Origin of the sequence: Streptomyces klenkii (genome assembly GCF_003626645.1) — a bacterium.
GTDB classification, from domain to species: Bacteria; Actinomycetota; Actinomycetes; order Streptomycetales; family Streptomycetaceae; genus Streptomyces; species Streptomyces klenkii.
Genome location: NZ_RBAM01000017.1, coordinates 1 through 23,886, shown reverse-complemented (window position 1 = coordinate 23,886; position 23,886 = coordinate 1). Strand labels below are relative to the sequence as shown.

Here is a 23,886-nt window from a genome sequence, read left to right as displayed (position 1 = left end):
GACCGCACGGCCGGAATCCGCCGTACCGCCGCATTCTTCACGTCACGTTCACATCGTGAGAGGCGTCACCACATCGGACGCCCCGCAGGAAGATCTTTCGGCAAACCCCCTCGCGGCCGCCAAGTTTCCTGACTCGGCGTCAACAACGTCACGAGTCGGAAATTCCTCTCTCCGCCGCTTGTTGACCGTTCATTTACCCAATGTCCCAAAACCGGTCAACCGTTTTCCTCCCCCTTCCCGATCGTGCGAGAGTCCGCCCCGCACGGATTGATCACGAAATACAACAAGCAACCGTCATCAAAAGGGATTTACGGCTGCATTCGTGATGACTTCCGCTACTGATCGTCCATTCCGCGCCTTGTCGGCGCGAACCCGAGGGGGACCGACCATGTCGTCCAACGTGAGCCGACGCATTGTGCTCAGAGGAACCGCCGCTGCCGCCGCCGGCGTGGCGCTGCTCGCCACCGGCGCCCGGGCGGCCGACCACACCGGCCACACCATGGACCACACCGGGCACGAGGGCCACGGCACCGGGCTCGCGGCGTTCGACGAGGTCTACAAGGGCCGCCGCATCGTCGGCAAGCCGGTGACGAGCGGGGAGCACGCGGCCCACGGTGGCTTCGCCGTCACGATCGACGGCAAGGAGCTGCACGTCATGCGGAACGCCGACGGCACCTGGATCAGCGTCATCAACCACTACCAGGTCTTCCCCGAGCCGCTGTCGCTCACCCGCGCCGCCGTCGACAAGCTCCGGGGCGCCTCGCTCGTCCCGATCCAGATGTAACCGGCGCACTGCCGCACGCACCCCGCGACCCACACTCTCACCCACGAGGACACGAACCCCATGGCAGTGCGCAAGAACCAGGCAAACCTGACCGCCACCGAGAAGCGGACCTTCGTCAACGCCCTGCTGGAGCTCAAGCGCACCGGCGTCTACGACGGATTCGTCCGCACGCACGACCAGTTCATCATGAGCGACCGCGACGACAGCGACCGCGTCGGCCACCGCTCGCCGTCGTTCCTCCCCTGGCACCGCCGCTTCCTGATCCAGTTCGAGCAGGAGCTCCAGAAGGTCGACCCCTCGATCACGCTGCCCTACTGGGACTGGACCGTCGACCGCTCGGTCAACTCCTCGATCTTCGGCGCCGACTTCATGGGCGGCAACGGCCGCAGCCGTGACGCCCAGGTCACCACCGGTCCCTTCGCCTACTCCACGGGCAAGTGGAACATCAACGTTCAGGCCGAGAACAGTCCCTTCCTCCAGCGCGAGATGGGCGCCGCCGGCACGCTGCCCACCCGCGCCCAGGTCGACGCCGTCCTCGCCATGCCGGTCTACGACACGGCCCCGTGGAACAGCGCCTCCGAGGGCAGCTTCCGCAACTACCTGGAGGGCTGGCGCGGCGCCGGCCGCGTCCACAACAACGTCCACGTGTGGATGGGCGGCCACATGGCCACCGGCGTCTCCCCCAACGACCCGGTCTTCTGGCTGCACCACGCCCACATCGACAAGCTGTGGTCCGACTGGCAGCGCATGCACCCCTCCTCGGCCTACCTGCCGGCCGCCGGCACCGCGAACGTCGTCGACCTCAACGACACCATGCGTCCGTGGAACAACGTCACCCCGGCCCAGATGCTCGACCACAGCGCGTACTACACGTACGCGTAAGGCACGGCCTGCCCGTACGGCCTCGGCGTATCCGTACGGCACGGCGTGCACGTAAGACCACGGCGTACCCGTAGAACACAGCACGCCACAGGCGCACGCGCGCCCGGCCCGGTGCGGGGAACCGCACCGGGCCGGCGGTCGTGATGGGGGACGAGGGCCGCCACGGGCCCGGGTGAAGAGCGCGACCGCACACAAGATCGGTCCCGCACCGGTGTTTTTGCCGGTTCTTGCGGCCATACTGCTGGCCGGGCACCTGTTCCCCCGCACGCCGGGCGACGGGCCGCCCTCAGCGACCGAGGGGGAGGTCACGTGTCACAGCCGCAGCCGGCGGGGGGAAAGCCGGGGGAGCCCGCCCGCAGCGCCGCCGTCCCGGCCTGGCGCGAGGCGCTCGACCGCGTGCGGGCCGCGGCCGTCACCGAACCCGGCCGGCTGCGCGCCATCGGCGCCGTCCTGGCCCTGGTCCTCGTGGCGTTCGGGGCCGTCACCGCCTGGCAGGTCGCCACCCGGGCGGCCGCGGCCGACGCCGTCGTGGACACCAGCCAGCCGCTGAGCGCCGACGCCGCCGCCATCTACCGCTCGCTCGCCGACGCCGACACCACGGCCGCGAGCGGCTTCCTCGCGGGCGGCCAGGAGCCGCGCGCGGTCCGGCAGCGCTACGAGAAGGACATCGCGCTCGCCTCACGGCTGCTCGTCAAGGCCGCGGCCGCCGGCGAGGGCTCGGGCGCGGCCCGCGACCGGATCGCCGCGCTCAACGAAGGGCTGCCGCGCTACACCGGCCTCGTGGAGGCCGCCCGGGCGAACAACCGCCAGGGCCTGCCGCTCGGCGGCGCCTACCTGCGCTACGCGGGCGACCGGATGCGCGAGGAGCTGCTGCCCGCCGCCCGCGGCCTGTACGAGGCCGAGACGGGCCGCCTCGGCTCGGACTACGACGACGCGAAGTCCTGGCCGTGGGCCGCCCTGGCCCTCGGCGTCGTCGCCCTCGGCGCCCTGGCCCGGGCCCAGCGGCGCAACTACCTGCGCACGAACCGGGTCTTCAACCACGGCCTGCTGGCGGCCACCGCGGGCACCGCCGTCGTCCTGCTGTGGCTCGTCGCCGGCCACGCCGTGGCCCGCTCCGGCCTGGAGGGCTCCTACGCCCACGGCGCGAGATCCCTGCAAGCGCTGACCGAGGCCCGGATCGGCTCGCTCCAGGCCCGCGGCGACGAGAACCTCACGATGGTCGCCCGCGGCGCCGTGCTCACGAAGAACGGCGACGACCAGTACGAGAGCAACTACCGCGCCGGCATGGGCCGGCTCATAGGCGGCGAGCAGGGGCCGGCCCGCGCGGGCAGCCTGCTGGACCGCGCCCGCGCCCTCGCCGACGACGCCGGGGGCCGCGCGCCGGTCGACGCCGCGATCAAGGACGTCCGCACGTGGCAGCAGCGCCACGGCGAGGTGCGGGTGCTCGCCGACGACCGCGGCGACTACAAGGACGCCTTGCAGAAGGTCATCGGCGACAAGGACAGCACCGGCGCGTCCTTCGACCGGGTGGACACCGAACTGGAGCGCGCCCTCGCCTACGAGCAGGACGAGTTCCGGCAGGCGGCCGACGACGGGCGCGGCGCGTTCTCGGGCCTGGCCGCCGGGGCGGCCGTGCTGACCGTGCTCGGCGCGGCCGGCGCCGTGGCCGGCATCGGGCGCAGGCTGTCGGAGTACCGGTGAGGCCGGTGCTGCGGGAGGAGGGGGAGACCGTGGGAGAGACCCGTACGGCACGGTGGCCGCGGATGCGGTCCCGGACCGCGGCCGTGGCTTCGGCGGCCGCCGCGTGCGCCCTCGCCGCGGTGGCCGCGGCCGTGCTGCCCGCGGGCGGCGGGCCCGCGCGCGACCGGCCGGCGCACTCCGCACCCGCCGCGCACGCCGCACCCGCCCCGGGCCCCGAAGCCGCACCCGCACAGTGCACCGACCCCGAGGCGAGCCTGCGGCCCGCGGGCGAGGCCGACGGCCCGGCCGTGCAGCGCATCAAGGCCCGCGGCCGGCTGATCGCGGGCGTCGACCAGAACAGCTACCGCTGGGGCTACCGCAACCCCGCCGACGGCGAGCTCAGCGGCTTCGACATCGACCTCGTCCGGGCCATCGCCAAGGACATCCTCGGCGACCCCGGCAAGGTCACCTTCCTCGCGATCCCCACGAGCCGGCGCATACCCGCCCTGCAAACGGGCAAGGTGGACATCGTCGCCCGTACGATGACCATCACCTGTGACCGGATCAAGCAAGTGGCCTTCTCCACCGCCTACTTCGAGTCCGGGCAGCAGGTCATGGTTCCCAAGGGGTCACCGGTGACCGCGTTCGACGACTCGCTGAAGGGGAAGAAGGTCTGTACGGCGGAAGGGTCCACGGCCGAGCTCAAGGTCCGGGAGGAACCGCACGGTTCGTCCCTGCTGACCGTCCCCAACCAGCTGGACTGCCTGGTGCGGCTCCAGCTCGGCGAGGTCGACGCGGTCGTCAACGACAGGGCGCTGGCGGCCGGCCAGGCGGCCCAGGACCCGTCCGTGCAGCTCGTCGGAAAGCCGTTCACCACCGAACCGTACGGCGTGGCGATGAACCTCGCGGACACGGACCTGGTACGCCGGGTCAACAAGGTGCTGGAGGACTACCGCAGCGGCGGCGCCGCGAGCCTGTGGATGAAGGCGTACGAGCGGTGGCTCGCCGGCGACCTGAAGGGGATCACCGCCCCGCCGGAGCCCAAGTACCGGGACTGACGGCGGGCCGGGGAGCACGGCCGTAACGGAAATCGGCCCGCGGCGCGCGCCGCGGACGGGAGAGAGGGGATCGATGGCGGTCGCGGAGCCCACCGGGCCGGCCTTGACCCGCGAGGAGGCGGACCGCGCCCTGGCCAGGCTCGGCGCGGAGCACGAGGCCGTCGAATCCTCGCTGCTCGCCCTCCAGGACCACGCGGGGCGGCGCCTGCTGGAGGGGGCGGACCTCACCGGCGAGACCAGGAGCCGGTGGGCGGCCGCCGAGGCCCTCATCGGGCAGCTGTGGGCGTACTTCGACGCCTACACCGCCGCCCTGACCACCGCCCGCGAGCTGCGCGCCCGCCGCCGCTGGCCCACCCAGGGCGAGCTGTCCGAGCTCACCGAACTGCTGCGCGGCTCCGGCATCACCCTGGACGCCCACGGCGCGGCCCCCGGCCTGACGGCGGGGCCGGGGGGCCTGACGGCCCGGCTCAGCGAGCAGCTGAGCTTGCAGGAGCTGCTGGACCGGATGAACGGCTGGTACGCCCAGGCCCTCGACGTCGTCGTCATCGCCGACGCCGTGTGGTCGGCGCTGCCCGCCCGGATCGACCTGCTCGCCGCCGAGCTGCGGCGCACCCGCTCCCTGGCCCACTCGGTGGGCGTGCGGCCCGGCGAGCACCCCTCCGGCGACGACCTGGAGCAGATCACGCGGGAACTGACCGTGCTGCGCGCCGAGGTGATAGGGGATCCGCTGGCCTTCTGGGCCGGTGCCTCGCCCAGCTCGGCGCCGGGCGGCGGCCGCCCCGACACCACGCGCTACGACCGGGCCGCGCGGGCCCTGGAGGACGTCCGCCGGGAGGTCGAGGCTGTCCTCGACGTCCGGCAGGACGCCGAGCAGCGGCTGATGCGCGTGCGCGACGTCCTCTCGCGCGCGGACCGCACGCTCAACGAGGCCCGGCAGGCGCGCGCCGAGGTCCTGTCGAAGATCGCCGCCTCCGTGGTGCCGGCCGTGTCGGGCCCGCCCACGGCCCTCTACGAGCAGCTGTCGGCCGCCGCCGACCACCGCAGGCACGCGCGCTGGCACCGGCTGTCGCCGCTCCTGGAGGGCCTGGAGGAGCGCGCGGAGGAGGAGCTGCTGCGGGCGCGCGAGTCGCTGACGGCGGTGACGGCCCCGCTGGCGGTCCGGGCGGAGCTGCGCGGCCGCCTGGACGCGTACAAGGCGAAGACCGCCCGGCACGGCCTCGCGGAGGACTCGCTGCTCATCGAGCGCTACGACGCGGCACGGCGCATGCTGTGGAGTGCGCCGTGCGATCTGGTCGCCGCCGAGGCGGCCGTCATGCGCTATCAGCAGGCGCTGGCCGAGGCGCTGGCGGCGGGTGCCGGGGAGCGGGCCACGGGGTGGAGGGGGGAGTCATGAGCGGGGCGTGTCAGCGGCCGGGGTGTGCCGGTTCGTACGAGGACGTCGGCGGCGGCGAGCTGTACTGCGACACGTGCGGCCTGGCGCCGGTCGTGTCGCCGAACGGGACGGTGGGCTCGCCGGCCACCGGGGTCACGGGGGGCGCGAGAGGCTCCGGGGGCCCGTCTTCGAAGAGCAGTGGATCGCAGGGCGGTTCGCAAGGCGGATCGCAGGGCAGCGGGGCGGGCTCGCAAGGCTCGTCGTCCCGGTCCGGCTCGGCGCGCTCGGCGTCGTCGCGCTCGGCCTCGTCGCGCCGCTCGGTGTCGGGGCGGCTCTCGCGTTCCCGGCCGGGGTCCGAGGGCTCGGCGTCCTCGCCGTCGCGGACGGTGTCGGTGCGCAGCTCCGGCTCGCTGCCCGCGGGTTCGGGCCGCGGCAAGCTGGGGGCCGGGCTGGTCAAGGTCCCGGAGGTGCCGCGCCCGGAGCCGCGGGCGGCCGTGCTGGAGAACCCGGAGGTCCCCGAGCGGAAGCGGTTCTGCAGCCGCGGCGACTGCGGGGCGCCGGTGGGGCGGGCGCGCGGTGACCGGCCCGGCCGCACGGAGGGCTTCTGCACGAAGTGCGGCCACCCGTACTCCTTCGTGCCCAAGCTGCGCGCGGGCGACGTGGTGCACGGGCAGTACGAGGTGGCGGGCTGCCTCGCGCACGGCGGGCTCGGCTGGATCTACCTGGCCATCGACCGGGCCGTGTCCGACCGCTGGGTCGTGCTCAAGGGCCTGCTGGACACCGGCGACGAGGACGCCCTGGCGGTGGCGGTCTCCGAGCGGCGCTTCCTCGCCGAGATCGAGCACGCCAACATCGTCCGCATCTACAACTTCGTCGAGCACCTCGACCAGCGCACCGGCAGCCTCGACGGCTACATCGTCATGGAGTACGTCGGCGGCAGGTCGCTGAAGGAGATCGCCAACGCGCGGCGGGCGCCGGACGGCCGGCGCGATCCGCTGCCGGTCGCGCAGGCCTGCGCGTACGGCATCGAGGCGCTGGAGGCCCTCGGCCACCTGCACAGCCGCAACCTGCTGTACTGCGACTTCAAGGTGGACAACGCCATCCAGCAGCAGGACCAGCTCAAGCTGATCGACATGGGCGCGGTCCGGCGGATGGACGACCACGACAGCGCGATCTACGGCACGGTGGGCTACCAGGCCCCCGAGGTCGCGGAGGTGGGCCCGTCGGTCGCCTCCGACCTGTACACGGTGGCCCGTACGCTCGCCGTGCTCACCTTCGACTTCCAGGGCTACACGAACGTCTTCGCGGACCGCCTGCCCGACCCGGACCACATCGAGGTGTTCTCCCGCTACGAGTCCTTCTACCGGCTGCTCGTGCGCGCCACGGACCCCGATCCGGCGCGGCGGTTCGCGTCCGCCGGGGAGATGGCCGACCAGCTGACGGGGGTGCTGCGGGAGGTCGTCGCGCTGGAGACGGGCCGGCCGCGGCCGGCGCTGTCCACGCTGTTCGGGCCGGAGCTGCGGGTGGTGGACACCCGGCTGTTCGCGGAGGCCGACGAGGAGGTGTCCGCGCTGGGCGGGCGGGTGCCGGCGGGGCGCGGGGCGCTGCCGTTCCGTGCGGCCGCGGCGGCCGTGGAGGCCGCCGCCGGGGCGCCCGCGTCCCCCGCTCCCCCGGCCGCCCCGGCCGTCGCCGCGCTCGACACCCGCGCCGCCGCGCTCGCCCTGCCCGTTCCGCTCGTCGACCCGGGCGACACCAACGCGGGCTTCCTCGCGGGCCTGATCGCCTCCCAGCCCGCCGAGCTGTACGCGGCGCTCCAGACCGCGCCCGCCGAGTCGCCGGAGCTGCGGCTGCGGCGGATCCGCGCCCAGCTGGAACTGGGCGAGGAGGCGCAGGCGTCCCACGCTCTGGAGAGCCTGGAGGCCGCCCACCCGGGCGACCGGCGGATCGTCTGGTACCGCGGGCTCCTCGCACTGGCCTGCGGCGACAAGGAGACGGCGGCGCTGTCCTTCGATGCGGTCTACGACGCCTTCCCGGGCGAGAGCGCCCCGAAGCTGGCGCTCGGCGTGTGCGCGGAGGTCCTCGGGCAGCTGGACAACGCCGCCGAGTACTACCGGCTGGTGTGGGCGACCGACCCGAGCTACGTCAGCGCCGCGTTCGGGCTGGCGCGGGTGCGGCTGGCCGGCGGGGACCGCCCGGGCGCGGTGCGCGCCCTGGAGTCCGTGCCGGAGGCCTCCATCCACTACACCGCGGCGCGCGTCGCCGCGGTGCGGGCCCGGCTGCGGCGGCGCTCGCCGCGGGAGCCGCTGCTGGAGGACCTGGTGGCCGCCGCGGGCCAGGTCGAGCGGCTCGCGGACTTCGGGCTGGACGCCGTGCGCCGCGAGCGGCTCTCCGCGGAGGTGCTGGGCAGCGCCCTGGACTGGGTGCTGTCGGGCTCCCCGGGCGCGGGCGGCGGGCCGCCGTCCGCCCGCCCGGGCGGGCTGCTGGGCCGCGGGCTGGACGAGCGCGAGCTGCGCTTCGGGCTGGAGCGCTCGTACCGCGTGCTCGCGCGGCTGGCCCAGCGCGGCGAGGAACGGATCGAACTGGTGGAGCGGGCCAACCGTTTCCGCCCCAGGACATGGGTGTGATCGATGTCGCAAGTGCCGCGCCCCTCACAGCTGACGGCGTGCCCCGCCTGCCGGGAGCCGCTGGACCCGGCCGACAACTTCTGCGGCGGCTGCGGCGCCGACCTGTCGGCGTCGCCGCCGGCCCTCCCCGACGAGGGCCCGGCCGACTACCGGCTCGCGCTGCCCGACCCCGGCGCCCGCACGGCCGTGCGGGCCCCCCTCGCGCCTCCCGCGCCCCCGGGAGACGGCCCGCTCCGGCCCGCGTGGCCGCCGGGCGCCGACGCCTCGGCCGGGCCCGGCGCGCCCGACCCGCGCACCGGCGCTGTGCTGGGGGTCCCTCCGCAGGCCGGCCACGCGGCCCCCGGGCCGCCGGCCGGGCCGGACACCGCCCGCCCGGGTGCGGGCGGGACCGGGCGGAGCTGCGGGTCGTGCCGATCCGGCATGATCGACAAGGACGGGTACTGCGAACACTGCGGACATGCACAGCCGCGCGAACGGGATCACATGGAGCACGAGTTGCCAGGCGTCGCGGCGGTCAGCGACCGCGGACTGCGCCACCACCGGAACGAGGACGCGTACGCCGTGTCCGCCATCGCCCTCGCCGACGGGGCCCCGGCCACCGTCGCCGTCGTCAGTGACGGCGTGTCGTCGGCGACCCGTCCCGACGAGGCGTCGGCGGCGGCCTGTGCCGCCGCGCGGGAGCTGCTGGTCACAGCCCTGCCGCAGGGCGACGACCCGCGGCAGGCCACCCACGACGCCATCATGCGGGCGTCCGAGGCCGTCAATGCGCTGGCGGCGCCCGCACGCGGGCCGCTCCAGCACGACCCGCACCGCCACGAGAACGCCCCCGCGTGCACGATCGTGACGGCCGTCGTCACCGGCGACCTGCTCACCGTCGGCTGGGTCGGCGACAGCCGCGCCTACTGGGTGCCGGAGGACCGTTCCACCCAGCCCGCCCGGCTCACCGAGGACGACTCCTGGGCCGCCCAGATGGTCGCGGCGGGCCTGCTGTCGGAGGCCGAGGCGTACGCGGACGAGCGGGCCCACGCCATCACCGGCTGGCTGGGCGCGGACGCCTACGAGGTCGAGCCGCACACCGCGTCCTTCCACCCCGACCGCAAGGGCGTGGTGATCGTCTGCACGGACGGGCTGTGGAACTACGCCGAGTCCGCCGAGCTGATGGCCGAGGTCACCCCGCCCGACGCCCGCACCCGGCCGCTGGAGTGCGCCCGGCAACTGCTGGCCCACGCCCTGGACGGAGGGGGCCACGACAACGTAACAGTGGCCGTACTGCCGTTCCCCCTGGCGCCCGAGGGGGCAGGATCGGCCTGAGGCCAGGGCGGTCGCAGGGGGGATGCAACGCCGGTGCCCGCTCGGCACCACGCGCCGGCCCGCCCCCTCGTGCCCCGGCACGGACGGAGTACCGAGGAGCGGATCAGATGGCCACTTTCTCCAAGACCAGCGGGGTCTCCAAGACCGGCGGGCACCGGTTCACGGTCGACGTGTACCAGAACGCCCATCTGCCCGAGGGCGGGCGCGAGGTCGACGCGATCGTCACCGTCACCGCCACGCGCGGAGGGACCACGGCGGGGACGCCCCTCGTGCCGGCCGTTCCGCACCAGTCCCCGTCGTCCCACGCCCTTCCGGCCCCCGGCCCGGACGCGGCCGTGGTCATCATGGTCGACTGCTCGGGCTCGATGGACTACCCGCCGGCCAAGATGCGCAACGCCCGCGCCGCCACGGCCGCAGCCGTCGACACCCTGCGCGACGGCGTGGCCTTCGCCGTGGTGGCCGGCACGCACCAGGCGAAGGAGGCCTACCCCGGCGGCGGGCGGCTCGCGCTGGCCGACGCCACCACCCGGCAGCAGGCCAAGGAGGCCCTGCGCAAGCTCACTCCGGGCGGCGGCACCGCCATCGGCACCTGGCTGCGCCTGGCCGGTCAGCTGCTGGAGACGTCCGAGGCGCCGATACGGCACGGCATCCTGCTCACCGACGGCCGCAACGAACACGAGGAGCCCGACGCGCTGCGCGCCTCCCTGGAGCACTGCGCGGGCCGGTTCACGTGCGACGCGCGCGGCGTGGGCACCGACTGGGAGGTCAAGGAGGTCACCGCCATCGCCTCGGCCCTGCTGGGCACCGCCGACATCGTCGCCGACCCGGCGGGCCTCGCGGCCGACTTCACGCGGATGATGGAGACGGCGATGGGCAAGGAGGTCGCGGACGTCGCGCTGCGGCTGTGGACGCCGCAGGGCGCCGAGGTGAGGTTCCTCAAGCAGGTCGCGCCCGCCCTGGAGACGCTCACCGAGCGCCGCGTCGAGGCGGGCCCGCGCATCGGCGACTACCCGACCGGCTCCTGGGGCGACGAGTCGCGCGACTACCACCTGGGCGTGCGGGTGCCCGCCGCCGCGGTGGGCGAGGAGATGCTCGCCGCCCGCGTCTCGCTGGTGCTGCCCACGCCTGACGGGTCCTCACCGCGCCCCTTGGCCCAGGGTCTGGTGCGGGCGGTCTGGACGGACGACCTGGCCGCCTCGACGTCCATGAACGCGCAGGTCGCCCACTACACCGGCCAGGCCGAACTCGCCCGCTACATCCAGGAGGGCCTGGATCTGCGCCGCTCCGGCGACCTGGACGGAGCGACGGCCAAGCTCGGCCGCGCCGTCCAGTTGGCGAACCGCTCGGGCAACGAGGACACGGCCAAACTCCTCGCCAAGGTGGTGGACGTGGTGGACGCCGCGACGGGTACTGTGCGGCTGAAGGCGAAGGTCACCGCGGAGGCGCAGATGACCCTCGAAACGCGCTCGACGAAAACCGTACGGGTGAAGAAGTAGCACCGGGGCGCGGGGAACGCGTACCGGCGACGACCGCAACGCACGGCACACGAGGGGGATCAACCGACATGCCGACCTGCCCGAACGGCCACCAGTCGACGGCCGAGGACTGGTGCGAGGTGTGCGGCCACCGCATGTCGGGGGCGCCCGACCGGTCCGTCCCCTCCGGTGCTCCGGGGGCCGGGGCCGTCCCGCCGCCGCCTCCCGCCCCGCCCACGGGCGCGCCGCTGCCGCCCCCGAGCGGCCCGCAGGGCGCCCCCGGCTACGGCTGGCCGCCCGCCGAGGGCGCGCCCACCGGGAGCGCCCACACCGGGGACACGACCGTGCAGGCGGAGCTGTGCCCGCACTGCCGTACGCCCCGCGAGGCGCAGGCACCTTTCTGCGAGGAGTGCCGCTACAACTTCCTGACGCGCACGGGCGCCTCCTTCGGGCCGCCCCCGCCGCCGGCCCCGCAGGGGCTCCAGTCGGCGCCGCCGCCCCCGCCGCAGCACACCCAGCCCCCGCAGTCGTACGAGTACTACGGCTCGCGCCCGTCGCGCATCAACCGCCCGGCCGAGCCGCTGACTCCGGAGACGCACCCGGCCTCGCCGTACGCGGCCCCGGCGTATGCCGAGTCGCCCTACGCGGACTCCCCGTACGCGGACTCCCCCTACGCCGGGTCGCCGGCCTACGCCGACGGCCCCGACGGCGACTGGATGCTGCCGCCGCCGAGCACGCCCGCGCCGCAGTCCGCGCCGCCGTACGGCTACGAGCGCGGGGCGACGGGCGGCGTGCCGGGGCAGCAGGGCGGGGCGCAGCAGCAGGCGCCGGCCGGGTGGACGGCCGTCGTGGCGCCCGACCGCGAGTACTTCACGGCGATGATGAACCGCAGCGGCCCCGAGGCCTCCGGGCTCAACCTCCCCGCGTACTCCCCCGAGTTGCAGCTCCAGCTGAGCGGGCCGCAGGTCACGGTCGGCCGGAAGCGGCACAGCACGGGCGAGTCCCCGGACATCGACCTGTCGCGGCCGCCGGAGGACCCGGGCGTCTCGCACCAGCACGCGATGTTCGTGCAGCAGCCGGACGGCAGCTGGGCGGTCGTCGACCAGGACTCCACCAACGGCACGACGATCAACGGCTCGGAGACGCCGATCCAGCCCTACGTGCCGGTGCCGCTCCAGGACGGCGACCGGGTGCACGTGGGGGCGTGGACGACGATCACGCTGCGCCGGGGCTGACGCCGGCCCCGCGGGGGCCCGGGGCGCCCAGCGGCCACCGGTACGGCCCGTCCGGGTGGTCGAGCCAGGACCACTGGGCGTCGCCCGCGACCGAGATGCCGTAGCGCTCGCGGCCCGGGCGCCCCAGGCCGCGCCACAGCTGGTGGGCGTCGCCCGGGTCCAGCGCGCCCGCGGTCAGCGCCAGCAGGAAGCGGAAGCGGTCGCTCTGGAGCAGCCGCCGGGGCAGGCCCCGTACGCGCGGCACCGGCGCGGGGGCGCCGCCGCGCAGCGGGACGAAGAAGGCGGGGGTGCGCAGGAAGCGGCCCTCGGCGTGGGTGGCGTCCTTGACGCGCAGGGCGATCAGGCCGGTGGCGAGCGGGGCGAGGACCAGGCCGTCGTGGCGGGTCTGGGCGAGCCAGGCCGGCGGCACCCGGGTGATCGCGCAGGTGGCCAGGATCCGGTCGAAGGGGGCGCGCCACGGGCAGCCGTACGCGCCGTCGCCCGTGACGACCTCCGGGTGGAAACCGGCCTCGGCGAGGTGCGCGCGGGCGGGCCCGGTGAGCTCCGGGCCGAGGTCGACGGTGGTGACCTTGCCGTCGCCGAGGCGGTGGGCGAGCAGGGCCGCGTTGTAGCCGGTGCCCGTGCCGATCTCCAGCACGGTGTGGCCGTCCTGGACGTTCAGGGCGGCGAGCATCTTCGCCATCAGGGAGGGCTGGCTGCTGGAGGAGATCAGCTCGCCGTCCCGGACGTGGGTGGCGAGCGGCTCGTCGGCGTAGGCGCCGACCAGCCAGCTCTCGTGGCGCAGGGGGTCGGGGTCGTCGCCGGAGAGGCGCTGGTAGCCGCCGACGACTCCGACGTAGTAGACGGGAACGAACAGCTCCCGGGGCACCTCGGCAAAAGCGCGCCGCCACCGGGGGTCGGTGAGCTCGCCGGCCGCCCGCAGCCCCTCGACCAGCTCGCCCCGCAGCGCCGAGGACAGCTCGGCGTCCCCCTTGAGATGCGTACCGCCCATGTCTCCACTGTGCGCCGGGGGCCGCCGGTCCGGCCAAAGGGCCCGTCCGGGCGGAGGACCTACGTCCCCCGTCCTCGGCCGGTCCGTCTGAGACCATGGAGGGGTGATGGAGATTCCGCGCGGCACCCTTCAGGAGCAGACCTTCTACGAGCAGGTCGGCGGCGAGGAGACTTTCCGGCGCCTGGTCCGCCGCTTCTACGAGGGCGTGGCCGCCGATCCGCTGCTGCGGCCGATGTACCCGGAGGAGGACCTCGGCCCGGCCGAGGAGCGCCTGGTGCTCTTCCTCATGCAGTACTGGGGCGGGCCGCGGACCTACAGCGAGAACCGGGGCCACCCGCGGCTGCGGATGCGCCACGCGCCCTTCACCGTGGACCGGGCCGCGCACGACGCGTGGCTGCGGCACATGCGGGACGCGGTGGACGAGCTCGGGCTCGCTCCGGAGCTGGAGCAGCAGCTGTGGAACTACCTGACGTACGCGGCGGCGTCGATGGTGAACACCGGCACATAAATCAGCCTGTCCGGCGATTGAGGACGAGCGCGTTCAGCGCGATGGGGCCGGGGGCGAAGCCCCCGGCCACGGCCCGCTCAGGCAGGCGTGACTGTCAGCCCCGGGAGCCCGCCCGTCCGGACCGCTACCGACCCGTAGGACGTGCTCAGGCGCAGCCAGCCCGCGGCTGCGAACAGGGCCACCGGCTGCTCCGGCGCAAGCGCCGTGCCCGTACCCGTGCGGCCCCGTGCCGGGGCGGCCACCGCCGCCCGGGCGGGCCGCAGGAAGCCCAGTGACTGCGCCGCGTGCACCGCGCGCAGCGGCAGCTCCGTGTCGCCGAGCGTGCGGGACCAGATCTCGCGGCCGATGCGGTCGCGCTCGACGCGGGTGCGCCGGTGCTCGGGCAGGGCCTCGTCGCGCCCGCGGAACTCCGCGACCGCCGCCCCGACCACAGCCCGCAGGGCGTCCTGGCCGGGCAGCCCCGGCACGCGCTGCCAGCCGCCGCGGGGCGGCAGCACACCGGCCCAGGGCGGGCCGGTGACGGCTTCGGGGACGGTGATCTCCAGCTCGCCGGAGGGCAGGGCGGGCGCCGTGTCCAGGGCGTCGGCGAGCTGGCCCGCCGAGACGGTGACGTCCAGCGCCCCGCCGTGGGCCAGCCTGGCCGTGCGCACCGCGAGGACCTCGAAGGACGGCGGGCGCCCGAAGACGCCGAGGACGCCGTCGCCGGCCTGTATCCGCACGACGGCGGCCCGGTCGTAGTGGATCAGCCGGGCCAGGAAGGCGACCAGGTCGGCCGCCTCCCTGGCATCGGCGAACCGGAGCCGGTGCCCGGGCGGAGGCTGGAGCCCCGTCATGCGGCGACGGCCTCCTCCGCGGCGTCGTCCTGGAACTCCGCCAGGAACATGCGCTCCTCGTCGGTGATCCGGCGAGGCCGGCCGGCCTCGAAGTCGAACGGGACGACGACGGTGCTGGCCCGCACGTACACCTGGTCCTCGTCCTTGACCTCGTAGGCGACGGTGAGCGACGCGGCGCCCACCCTGGTCACCCAGGTCTCCACGGTCACCGGCGCATGCCGGTGCACCAAGGGGCGCAGATAGTCGATCTCGTGCCGGGCCACGACGGACCCGCCCTGGAACGACGTGCTCCCCTCCCCCGGCGCCAGCCGGAACATGAAGTCGATCCGTGCCTCTTCGAGGTAGCGGATGAAGACCGCGTTGTTGACATGGCCGAAGGCGTCCATGTCGGACCAGCGCAGGGGGCAGGAGTAGAGGTGACGCGCCATGCTCAGCCCCGGGTGAGCTTCTTGTAGGTGGCGCGGTGCGGACGGGCCGCGTCCGGGCCGAGGCGCTCGATCTTGTTCTTCTCGTAGGACTCGAAGTTGCCCTCGAACCAGAACCACTTGGAGTCGCCCTCGTACGCCAGGATGTGCGTGGCGACTCGGTCCAGGAACCAGCGGTCGTGGGAGACGACCACAGCGGCGCCCGGGAAGTCGAGCAGGGCGTTCTCCAGCGAGGAGAGGGTCTCGACGTCGAGGTCGTTGGTGGGCTCGTCGAGGAGCAGCAGGTTGCCGCCCTGCTTGAGGGTCAGCGCCAGGTTGAGGCGGTTGCGCTCACCACCGGAGAGCACGCCGGCCGGCTTCTGCTGGTCCGGGCCCTTGAAGCCGAACGCGGAGACGTAGGCGCGGGAGGGCATCTCGACGTGGCCGACGTTGATGTAGTCCAGCTCGTCGGAGACGACGGCCCACAGCGTCTTCTTGGGGTCGATGTTGGCGCGGCTCTGGTCGACGTACGAGATCTTGACGGTCTCGCCGACCTTGATCGAACCGGAGTCCGGCGTCTCCAGGCCCTGGATCATCTTGAACAGCGTGGTCTTGCCGGCGCCGTTCGGGCCGATGACGCCCACGATGCCGTTGCGCGGCAGGGTGAAGGACAGGTCGTCGATGAGGACCTTCTCACCGAAGGCCTTGGAGAGGTTGTTGACCTCGACGACGATGGAGCCCAGGCGCGGGCCCGGCGGGATCTGGATCTCCTCGAAGTCCAGCTTCCGCATCTTGTCGGCCTCGGCGGCCATCTCCTCGTAACGGGCGAGGCGCGCCTTGGACTTGGCCTGACGGCCCTTGGCGTTGGAGCGGACCCACTCCAGCTCTTCCTTGAGGCGCTTCTGGCGCTTGGCGTCCTTCTGGCCCTCGACCTTCAGACGCGAGGCCTTGTTCTCCAGGTAGGTGGAGTAGTTGCCCTCGTAGGGGATGGCGCGGCCGCGGTCGAGCTCCAGGATCCACTCGGCCACGTTGTCCAGGAAGTACCGGTCGTGGGTGATCGCCACGACGGTGCCCGCGTACTTGGCGAGGTGCTGCTCCAGCCAGTTCACCGACTCGGCGTCGAGGTGGTTGGTGGGCTCGTCGAGGAGCAGCAGGTCGGGGGCCTCCAGCAGCAGCTTGCAGAGGGCGACGCGGCGCTTCTCACCACCGGAGAGGTTGACGACGGGCCAGTCGCCGGGCGGGCAGCCCAGGGCGTCCATGGCCTGCTCCAGCTGGGCGTCGAGGTCCCAGGCGTTGGCGTGGTCGAGCTCCTCCTGGAGCTTGCCCATCTCGTCGAGCAGGGCGTCCGAGTAGTCGGTCGCCATGAGCTCGGCGATCTCGTTGAAGCGGTTGAGCTTGCCCTTGATCTCCCCGACGCCGTCCTCGACGTTCTCCAGGACGGTCTTGGACTCGTCCAGCTTCGGCTCCTGCATGAGGATGCCGACGCTGTAGCCCGGCGACAGGAACGCGTCGCCGTTGGACGGCTGCTCCAGGCCCGCCATGATCTTGAGGACGGTGGACTTACCGGCACCGTTGGGGCCGACCACACCGATCTTCGCACCGGGCAGGAAGCTCAGCGTCACGTCATCGAGGATGACCTTGTCGCCGTGCGCCTTGCGCGTCTTGCGCATGGTGTAGATGTACTCAGCCAAGAGAAACCGTCCGGCAATCGAGAAGGGCCAATGTGCGGCTCCGCCGCGTGAGGGCAGATACACCCATCTTGCCGCACCGGACGCCCGGGGCGGAAACCCGATACGGGGGCGATCCGCTCACAGTCCGCCGGGCGGGCGGCCGCCGGAGGGCCTTGCGGCCCTCCGGGCGCCCCGGACGGGGCGCCGGCCCCCGCCCCGCGGCCCGCGCGCCGGGGGCTCACTCCCCGGCGGAGGCCCGCTCCCGGCGCAGGAGGTAGACCGCGCCGCTGCCGGCGACGATCAGGGCGATCGCTATCCCGGCGATCGTGGGGGTGGTGTTGCTGCCGCCGGTCGCGGCCAGGTCACCGTCGGCCCTGACGGCCGCCTTGCCGCTGCCGCCGCCGGTCGACGCCGGGCTCATGCGGGAGGCCAGGGTGGCCTTGGTGCCGCCGTCGCCGGAGCCCGCAGCGCCGGAGTCCTCCCCGGCCTCGGGGGCGGCTCCCGCGGCGTCCCCGGCCGGGGGTGCGGCCGCGGTGGCGGCGAGGGTCGCGCAGTCCATGATCCCTGAGAAGGTCCTGGACAGCCCGCCCGGCCCGGTGATCGTGAACCGGTAGGCCCGGTCCTCGCCGACCTTCACCAGGGTGGTCTCGGAGCGGCCGGGGGCGACGGTGTGCGTCCGGCCGGCCAGCTCGTAGGTGAAGGGGGCGTCGCCCTGGTTGTCGGCGGTGACGTCGACGCCGCCCTTGGCGCAGTTCTTGCGGGCGGACAGGGCCGGGGCCGCGCCCTTGGCCGTCCAGTGCGCGGTGGCACCCGCGGAGACCGTGCTCTCGCTGGAGCCGGCCAGGATCTGCGTCTGGGTGGTGGTGTGATCGCCGGCGAAGACCCGGCCGACCGGGACCTTGGCGGCGCCCGAGGCCTTCAGCGACATGGAGCCGTCGGGGGCGCCCGCCGGGACGTCCACGTAGAACTCGCCGCCGTTGCCGGTGGCGGCGACCGGCTTGCCGTCCTTGTCGACGATCTTCACGCCCCTGGCCACGGCATCACCTGAAGGAGTGAGGGTGACACTGCTCGCCGTGGTCCGCACCGTGACCGGGCCGAGCTTGCGGCCCGGCTTGCCGGAGAGCGCCGGCGGGCTCAGGGTCAGCGACGCCTCGGGCTCCTCGACGTCCTTCGCGGCCTTGTAGAGGTAGTCGGCGAGCTTGGCGGCCGCGGGGTCCTTGGCGTCGACCTGAGCGGCGTCCGAGTACCGCCAGATGGCGATCTGGGTGCCGGCGGCGGCGGTGTTGGCGTCGAGCGGGCCCGCGCCCGCGTCCTTGGCGAGCGCGGCGAGGTCGTTCACCTGCGGGTAGGAGTGCTGGAGGATCCAGCGGATCTTCCCCGCGTCCTTGTTGGCGTGCAGGGACGACTCGGCCGCGCCGACCTCGCGGTAGCGGGCGCCGTCCACGGTGTTGGTGAGGATGTCGACGCAGTACGTCTGCAGCGAGCCGCCGCCGTCGACCTTCATCTCGAACAGACCCGCCGGGATCTCGGCCGTCCGGTGCCGGTCGTGCACCACGACGCCCGAGCCGGCCGTGATGCGGCCGAGCGTGGCGGTGACGCCTCCCGCGGTCTGCGGCGCGTCGTCCGCGGCGGCGGGGCCCGCCGCGGCTATCGTGCCCACCGCGGCGAGTCCTGCTGCCAGGCAGGCTGCGGCAAGGCGGGCGGATCCCCGCCTCCTGACAGAAATCATCGACTTCCTTCCGGGCGAACGCAGAACAAGTCGGCGCGCCTCGCCACCGAACTCAAGACTCAGAAGCCCCCGTTGCACGCTGTCGCTCGCAGCCGTTGAACACGTCGCCGCGGCCCCCCGTTGCACGTTGCTGTGAACGTGATCTTAAGGAGCGGGCGCGGCGCCATCCCCACCCGAGGGGCCGCTCAATCGATCCGAATCGGAATCGTTACCAGCGGGCCGCGGCCCGGCCCGGCAATATCGATAAATCGCCGGGACAAACCGGCCTTTTCAGAAGGGCGGCGCCTCGGCGCCGACGGCCGCGGGCTCCCGATCCGGAATGGCCGGAGCGGTTACCTCCGCCGAGGCCCCCACGGCCGCCGCCATCCGGACCGGATCCGCCGGCAGCGGCCTCGGTTGCGTCACCCTGCGGAACACCGACGTCCCCCGGCTCAGGTCGTGGCCGATCGACACCGCGTCAATGTCCGCCGACAGCCACCGTTTTCCCTCGCGCTCCTCTTCCCGGATGCGCAACTTGCCCTGGACCACGACCGGTTCCCCCACGCCCAGCGACGCCACCACGTTGGCCGCGAGCGCGCGCCACGCCCACACCGTGTAGAAGCTCGTGTACGCGTCCGCCCACTCCTCCTTGGACCGGTCCCAGCGGCGCACCGACGCCGCCAAGCGGAACCGCGCGGACGACGAGCCGTTCGCCGCCTCCCGGTAGTCCGGCTCCGTCGCGACGTTTCCCACGACCGTCACCAGCGTCTCGTTCATACGGATCCCCCCGCTTTCCCCGTCCGGGCTTCGTGAAGTGCTTCGTGAACTGCTCCGTGAGCTGCCTCGCGAGCTGCTTCGTGAAGCCATGCTGCCGGTGTTCGGGGCATCCCGCTGGAGGCTGTGGACGAGGGAGCTTTTGTGGATAACTCCGTCCCCCACAAGGCCGGTCTTCCGCCACTCACCAGGCCGGCCTCCCGTCACCGACCAGGCCGGTCTCAGGCCTCCCCGGCCGCGATCACGTACTGCGCGCGGACCTCCTGATACCGCAACAGCTCCGCGGCGACCGGCTCCAGCACCCGCTCCCGCCCGCAGCCCGCGGCGGCGTTGCGCAGCCGCCGCTCCGTCTCCAGCCCGTAGCGGCGGGCCGGGCCCCGGGCCATCGCCCGGCAGCACCAGGCCAGGGCCGGGCCGCTCGCGACGGCGCCCGCCAGCAGCAGCGCCGGGATCCACCACTCGCCGCCCCAGGCACCGGTCAGCAGGACCAGCAACCAGGCCGCGGTCAGCACCTGAAGCACCGACAGCACCCATTGCACGGCGGCCGCCACGGCCCACCAGCCGGGCCGGACCGGCCGGGCCGGGCCGCCCGCGCGCGCCCGCCGGCCGCCGATGATCCATCCGCCGGCGCGGCCTCCCGTACGGTCGCCCGCCCGCCCGGAGGCGCGGCTTCCGGACGGGCCTTCGCTCTCCGGAGAACCGGCCTGGCGCCCCACGCTCGTGCACCAGGCGCTCGCCCGGCGCGCCCCGGTGCGCCACATTCCCGCGCGCCCCGGCCCCGCCGCCGCCATTGCGGCGGCAGCCGCGGCGGACGCCGCGTCCAGGGCCTCCGCGAGGCCCTCGGCCCCGCGCCGCGCCGCCTCGCGCACGGCCAGGGACCAGGGGTCGGGAAGCCCCGTGGACGCCTCGTAGGCCAGGGCCCGTACGGCCTGCTCGACGAGCGGCCGGGAGACGGCGCGGCTCGGGGCGGAGCCGCTCTCGCCGACAGCATGCGGCGCATACGCCTCTGCGGACGCCGCCGTCACACTCGTACCCGTGCCCGTAGTCGTACCCGTGCCCGTAGTCGTACCCGTACCCGTACTCGCACCCGTACCCGTATGCGCGGCCACTTCCCCGCCACTCGCCCCGCCCGCCCCGCCCGCCGCCTTCCGCCCCGCGCGCCCCCGTACGTACCACCGCTGCGCCCGCATCCACGGCATCCCGCACGCCCGTCCGGCGTCCCGGAGCCACGCGCGTTCCGCCGCGAGCCCGGCCGCCTGGGCGCCCACCGCCTCGGCCAGCCGGTCCTCGAACTCGTGCCGGGCCGACTCCGTCAGCCCCGGCCGCCCCTCGGCCACGTACGCGCCCCGCAGCCGCGCCGAGACCCCGTCGACGTCGGCCGTCAGCCGGCGCAGCGCGGCGCCCCGCGAGGCCGTGAACCGGCCGAGGATCTCGCGCAGTTCGCCGACGCCGTCGCCGGTGAGGGCCGACAGGGCCAGCACCTCGGCCCCCGGTTCGCCGTGCTCGCCGAGCGCGATGCCGTCGTCGTCCAGGAGCCGCCGCAGGTCGTCGAGGACCTGGTCCGCCGCGTCCGTGCCCAGCCGGTCGATCTGGTTGAGGACGATGAACGACACCTCGGCGTACCCCGCGAGCGGCCGCAGGTAGCGCTCGTGGAGGACGGCGTCCGCGTACTTCTCCGGGTCCACCACCCAGATCACCGCGTCGACGAGCCCCAGGAGCCGGTCCACCTGCTCGCGGTGGCCGGGGCTGGCCGAGTCGTGGTCGGGCAGGTCGAGCAGGACGAGCCCGTTGAGTGCCGGGTCGTACGGGCGGACCGGCTGCCGGCGGGAGCGGGCGGGGATGCCGAGCCGGTCGAGGACGCCGTCCGCGCGCTCGGGCTCCTCCGTCCACACGCAGGCCACGGGCGCGGCGGTGGTGGGGCGGCGGACGCCCGCCTCGGAGAGCTGGGCCCGGCCGAGCGCGTTGAAGAGGGTGGACTTGCCGCTGCCCGACGCCCCGGCGATGGCCACGACGGTGAGGTCGAGGGGGTGCCGCTGGCGGGCGACGGCCTCGTCCAGGACGCGCCCCGCCTCGGCGAGCGTGCGCCGGTCCAGCCGCGCCCGGGACAGCCCGACGAGCTCCCGCAGGGCGTCCAGGCGCGGCCGGAGGACGGCGGCGCCGGGGTGCGGCGGGGGCGCGGACGGAGGGCGCGGGGCGGTCTCCGGGCGCGGCGGGGGTGCGATGCGCGCTTCGGGGCCGCCGCCTGCGCGCGGGGGGCGGCCGGGGCGGGCGCGGCGGGCGATGAGGCCGTCGTCCCAGATGCCGGCGGAGGGGCGCGGGCGGGCGGCGGCGGCCGGGTCGGGGTGCGGAGGGGCGGCCGGAGCGGCTCCCTCGGCGGCGCGGTCGGCAGATCGGTCGGCGGATCGGTCAGCGGGGCGCACGGTGGTCACCTCTCCTTCTGTAGTACGGACAGCGCGGCGATGAGCTCGACCTGGTGGTCGGGGGTGACGTCCAGGGCTTCCAGCGGGGCGGTCCGGCGGTCGCGCTCGGCGTCGAGCACGCCGTCGAGGCACTCGGCGAGGAGGTGGCCGCCGCGGTCGCGCAGGCGCAGGGCGCCCTGGGCGCCGAGCAGTTCGGCGAGGCTCTCCCCGGCCGGGCGGGCCTGTCCGCCGCCCAGCAGGGCGGCGGCGAGCAGGGCGGCCGCCCGGTCGGCGTCGAGGCCGGCCGCGCGCTCGGCGGCCCGCACCTCCTCCTCCGCGATCTCCTCCAGGCAGCGCCGCCAGCGGCGTACGGCGACGCCGATCCGGCCGACCGCGCCGTCCGGGTCGCGCGGGGCGAGGACGGCGTCCGCCGCGGGGTCGCCCGCGCAGGCCGCGGCGACCTCCTCGTCGGCGGCGGCGACGGCGCAGCCGACCAGGGCGGCGAGGGCGGCCGTGAGCGCGCCGAGCAGCTCGTCGGAGGTGCTGTCCTCGGGGTGGCCGCGCCAGTGGGTGAGGGCGTCGCCCGCGAGGGCCTCCCCGCCCGCGACCCCGTCCCGTACGCGCTCCGTGGCCTTCGCGTACGCGTCCTCCACGCGCTGGGTGAGCCGGACCGCGGCGGCGTGCTGGACGGCGGCGGCACCGGCGAGCCCGGGCAGCCGCGACCCCAGGGAGGCCAGCAGCCCGGCGACGGTGCGGGCGGAGGCCACGGCGCGGGCGGCGGGGTCCTGCGCCCGCTGGTGGAGCCAGGCGCGCAGCCCCGCGACGGCGGTGTCGGGCAGCAGGCCGGTGCCGCCGCCCGCGGACTCCGGGAGCTCGGGGATGGTGAAGCGCGGGACGTCCCCGAGGCCGGCGGCGGTCAGCAGCGCCCCGTAGTGCTTGGAGACCTCGGTGGCGACCTGGTGGGGCACCCGGTCCAGCACGGTGACGAGGGTGACGTCGTACTCCTTGGCCGTCCGCATCAGGTGCCACGGCACCGCATCGGCGTACCGGGTCGCGGTGGTGACGAGCACCCAGATGTCCGCCGCGCAGATCAGCTCGGCGGCGAGCTCGCGGTTGCGGGCGACGAGGGAGTCGATGTCGGGGGCGTCGACGAGGGCGAGCCCGGGCGGCATGGCGCGGTCGGTCTCGATGCGCAGGGACGGGGGCTCGGCGGCGTCGTCCTCGTCCCCGCGGCGGGCGTCGGGGTCGGGGTCGTAGAGGGTGGAGACGTCCTGGGCGGGCACCCAGACGCGGCGCAGTTCGGGCAGGACGCGCTGCCCCGCGAACCAGTGGTGGTCGTCCGGGTGGCAGACCAGTACAGGCGTACGGGTCGTCGGCCGCAGGACCCCCGCCTCAGTGACCCGCCGCCCCACCAGGGAGTTGACGAGGGTGGACTTGCCGGCCCCCGTCGAACCCCCGACGACCGCGAGCAGCGGCGCTTCGGGGGCGCACAGGCGGGGCACCAAGTAGTCATCGAGTTGCGCCAGGAGTTCGGCACGGTTCCGGCGGGCGCGGGCGGCGCCGGGAAGGGGAAGGGGGAAGCGTGCGGCGTCGACACGGTCACGCAGTGCGGACAGTGCGTCGAGCAGTCGGGGCCGTACGTCCAAGGTCGCCACACGTGCAGAATGCCCAATTCTGGTGTGATTTTGAAGCGTATAGGCCATGGCGCGCGAGGCGTGGCGCACGGGGCTCAGGCATAACGAGTACACAACACCCGTCGCCTGAGGCGTGAAAAACGGTGCAAGATTCGTACCCGCCTGCGATTATCAGGACCGCTTCACTAAACCTCCACATCGTGGCACGGAGGTGAAGCAACCGGGACGAGGTGAGCGGAGCCCTATCCTTGTCCCCGGCAAGGTCACGGCACCACCGAGCCCGGGGCTTCAGCCGTCCGCGACACCGCCGCACACCGGCCCCCGTAGCTCAGTGGATAGAGCAGGCGCCTTCTAAGCGCTTGGCCGCAGGTTCGAGTCCTGCCGGGGGCGCTCGCTCCATACCGCACGCCCCTCCCGGGCGAATTCGAGGGGTCGTAGCAACACAGTGATCAACTGGCTGTGGCCAGAAGCTTAGCGAGACGCTCGGCTGGGGTTTCCCAGCCGAGCGTTTTGCGTGGGCGGCTGTTGAGCTCGGCCGCGACGG

At 74.4% G+C, this 23,886-nt stretch carries 19 protein-coding genes and 1 tRNA gene; 11 read left to right on the top strand and 9 right to left on the bottom strand.

Features of this window, described 5'->3' with window-relative positions; all coding sequences use genetic code 11:
* Positions 1 to 400: 400 nt before the first annotated feature.
* From melC1 to D7231_RS29415, 5 genes are all read left to right on the top strand, one after another.
* On the top strand, positions 401 to 784 hold the full coding sequence (gene melC1 / locus D7231_RS29435; RefSeq protein ID WP_241999986.1) for an apotyrosinase chaperone MelC1: 384 nt from the start codon (positions 401 to 403) through the stop codon (positions 782 to 784).
* A 60-nt stretch (positions 785 to 844) separates the two neighbouring features.
* On the top strand, positions 845 to 1,666 hold the full coding sequence (melC2, locus tag D7231_RS29430) for a tyrosinase MelC2 (protein ID WP_120758660.1): 822 nt from the start codon (positions 845 to 847) through the stop codon (positions 1,664 to 1,666).
* Between the two features lie 309 nt (positions 1,667 to 1,975).
* A complete protein-coding gene (locus tag D7231_RS29425; protein ID WP_416385417.1) occupies positions 1,976 to 3,367 on the top strand; it encodes a hypothetical protein in 1,392 nt (463 codons plus the stop codon).
* Between the two features lie 62 nt (positions 3,368 to 3,429).
* Positions 3,430 to 4,404, top strand: coding sequence for a glutamate ABC transporter substrate-binding protein (locus D7231_RS29420; protein ID WP_120758715.1), 975 nt, complete (start codon positions 3,430 to 3,432; stop codon positions 4,402 to 4,404).
* Positions 4,405 to 4,477: 73 nt separating this feature from the next.
* The gene (locus D7231_RS29415; protein WP_120758659.1) at positions 4,478 to 5,797 is read left to right on the top strand and encodes a hypothetical protein; all 1,320 of its coding nucleotides are present in this window, start codon (positions 4,478 to 4,480) and stop codon (positions 5,795 to 5,797) included.
* Between the two features lie 10 nt (positions 5,798 to 5,807).
* On the opposite strand, the gene D7231_RS38575 is transcribed toward D7231_RS29415, so the two are convergent.
* Positions 5,808 to 6,212, bottom strand: a complete 405-nt coding sequence (locus D7231_RS38575; protein WP_422396768.1) for a hypothetical protein — start codon at positions 6,210 to 6,212, stop codon at positions 5,808 to 5,810.
* Between D7231_RS38575 and D7231_RS29410 the strand changes: the two genes are divergently transcribed.
* The 4 genes from D7231_RS29410 to D7231_RS29395 all read left to right on the top strand — a co-directional run bounded on the left by D7231_RS29410 (position 6,169) and on the right by D7231_RS29395 (position 12,421).
* Positions 6,169 to 8,400, top strand: a complete 2,232-nt coding sequence (locus tag D7231_RS29410) for a serine/threonine-protein kinase (RefSeq protein WP_422396767.1) — start codon at positions 6,169 to 6,171, stop codon at positions 8,398 to 8,400. The two genes, D7231_RS38575 and D7231_RS29410, sit on opposite strands and share 44 nt — an antisense overlap.
* Before the next feature lie 3 nt (positions 8,401 to 8,403).
* Positions 8,404 to 9,711: a PP2C family protein-serine/threonine phosphatase gene (locus D7231_RS29405; RefSeq protein ID WP_120758657.1), complete on the top strand. Its 1,308-nt coding sequence runs from the start codon at positions 8,404 to 8,406 to the stop codon at positions 9,709 to 9,711.
* Between the two features lie 107 nt (positions 9,712 to 9,818).
* Positions 9,819 to 11,207: a vWA domain-containing protein gene (locus tag D7231_RS29400; protein ID WP_120758656.1), complete on the top strand. Its 1,389-nt coding sequence runs from the start codon at positions 9,819 to 9,821 to the stop codon at positions 11,205 to 11,207.
* 68 nt (positions 11,208 to 11,275) lie between these two features.
* A complete protein-coding gene (locus tag D7231_RS29395) occupies positions 11,276 to 12,421 on the top strand; it encodes an FHA domain-containing protein (protein ID WP_120758655.1) in 1,146 nt (381 codons plus the stop codon).
* Here D7231_RS29395 and D7231_RS29390 read toward each other — a convergent pair.
* The gene (locus tag D7231_RS29390) at positions 12,402 to 13,412 is read right to left on the bottom strand and encodes a methyltransferase domain-containing protein (RefSeq protein WP_120758654.1); all 1,011 of its coding nucleotides are present in this window, start codon (positions 13,410 to 13,412) and stop codon (positions 12,402 to 12,404) included. The two genes, D7231_RS29395 and D7231_RS29390, sit on opposite strands and share 20 nt — an antisense overlap.
* 106 nt (positions 13,413 to 13,518) lie before the next feature.
* Here D7231_RS29390 and D7231_RS29385 point away from each other — a divergent pair, with 106 nt between their 5' ends.
* Positions 13,519 to 13,920 (top strand): globin, encoded by a 402-nt coding sequence (locus D7231_RS29385; protein WP_194962351.1) that lies wholly within the window; start codon positions 13,519 to 13,521, stop codon positions 13,918 to 13,920.
* Positions 13,921 to 13,997: 77 nt separating this feature from the next.
* On the opposite strand, the gene D7231_RS29380 is transcribed toward D7231_RS29385, so the two are convergent.
* The 7 genes from D7231_RS29380 to D7231_RS37855 form a co-directional block, all read right to left on the bottom strand.
* Positions 13,998 to 14,753, bottom strand: coding sequence for a DUF8010 domain-containing protein (locus D7231_RS29380; protein WP_120758652.1), 756 nt, complete (start codon positions 14,751 to 14,753; stop codon positions 13,998 to 14,000).
* Positions 14,750 to 15,181, bottom strand: a complete 432-nt coding sequence (locus D7231_RS29375) for an acyl-CoA thioesterase (protein ID WP_120758651.1) — start codon at positions 15,179 to 15,181, stop codon at positions 14,750 to 14,752. Before D7231_RS29375 ends, D7231_RS29380 begins: the two co-directional genes overlap by 4 nt.
* Before the next feature lie 2 nt (positions 15,182 to 15,183).
* Complete coding sequence (gene ettA, locus D7231_RS29370) at positions 15,184 to 16,848, bottom strand: energy-dependent translational throttle protein EttA (RefSeq protein WP_120758650.1); 1,665 nt, start codon at positions 16,846 to 16,848, stop codon at positions 15,184 to 15,186.
* 217 nt (positions 16,849 to 17,065) lie between these two features.
* A complete protein-coding gene (locus D7231_RS29365) occupies positions 17,066 to 18,556 on the bottom strand; it encodes a Cys-Gln thioester bond-forming surface protein (protein ID WP_120758649.1) in 1,491 nt (496 codons plus the stop codon).
* Positions 18,557 to 18,826: 270 nt separating this feature from the next.
* The gene (locus tag D7231_RS29360) at positions 18,827 to 19,312 is read right to left on the bottom strand and encodes a single-stranded DNA-binding protein (RefSeq protein ID WP_120758648.1); all 486 of its coding nucleotides are present in this window, start codon (positions 19,310 to 19,312) and stop codon (positions 18,827 to 18,829) included.
* A 218-nt stretch (positions 19,313 to 19,530) separates the two neighbouring features.
* A complete protein-coding gene (locus D7231_RS29355; protein ID WP_422396766.1) occupies positions 19,531 to 21,738 on the bottom strand; it encodes a GTPase in 2,208 nt (735 codons plus the stop codon).
* Positions 21,735 to 23,354, bottom strand: coding sequence for a dynamin family protein (locus D7231_RS37855; RefSeq protein ID WP_120758713.1), 1,620 nt, complete (start codon positions 23,352 to 23,354; stop codon positions 21,735 to 21,737). The genes D7231_RS29355 and D7231_RS37855 overlap by 4 nt, the downstream gene beginning before the upstream one ends.
* Positions 23,355 to 23,659: 305 nt before the next feature.
* Between D7231_RS37855 and D7231_RS29345 the strand changes: the two genes are divergently transcribed.
* Positions 23,660 to 23,732 (top strand) — tRNA-Arg (locus D7231_RS29345).
* The last annotated feature ends 154 nt before the right edge of the window (positions 23,733 to 23,886 follow it).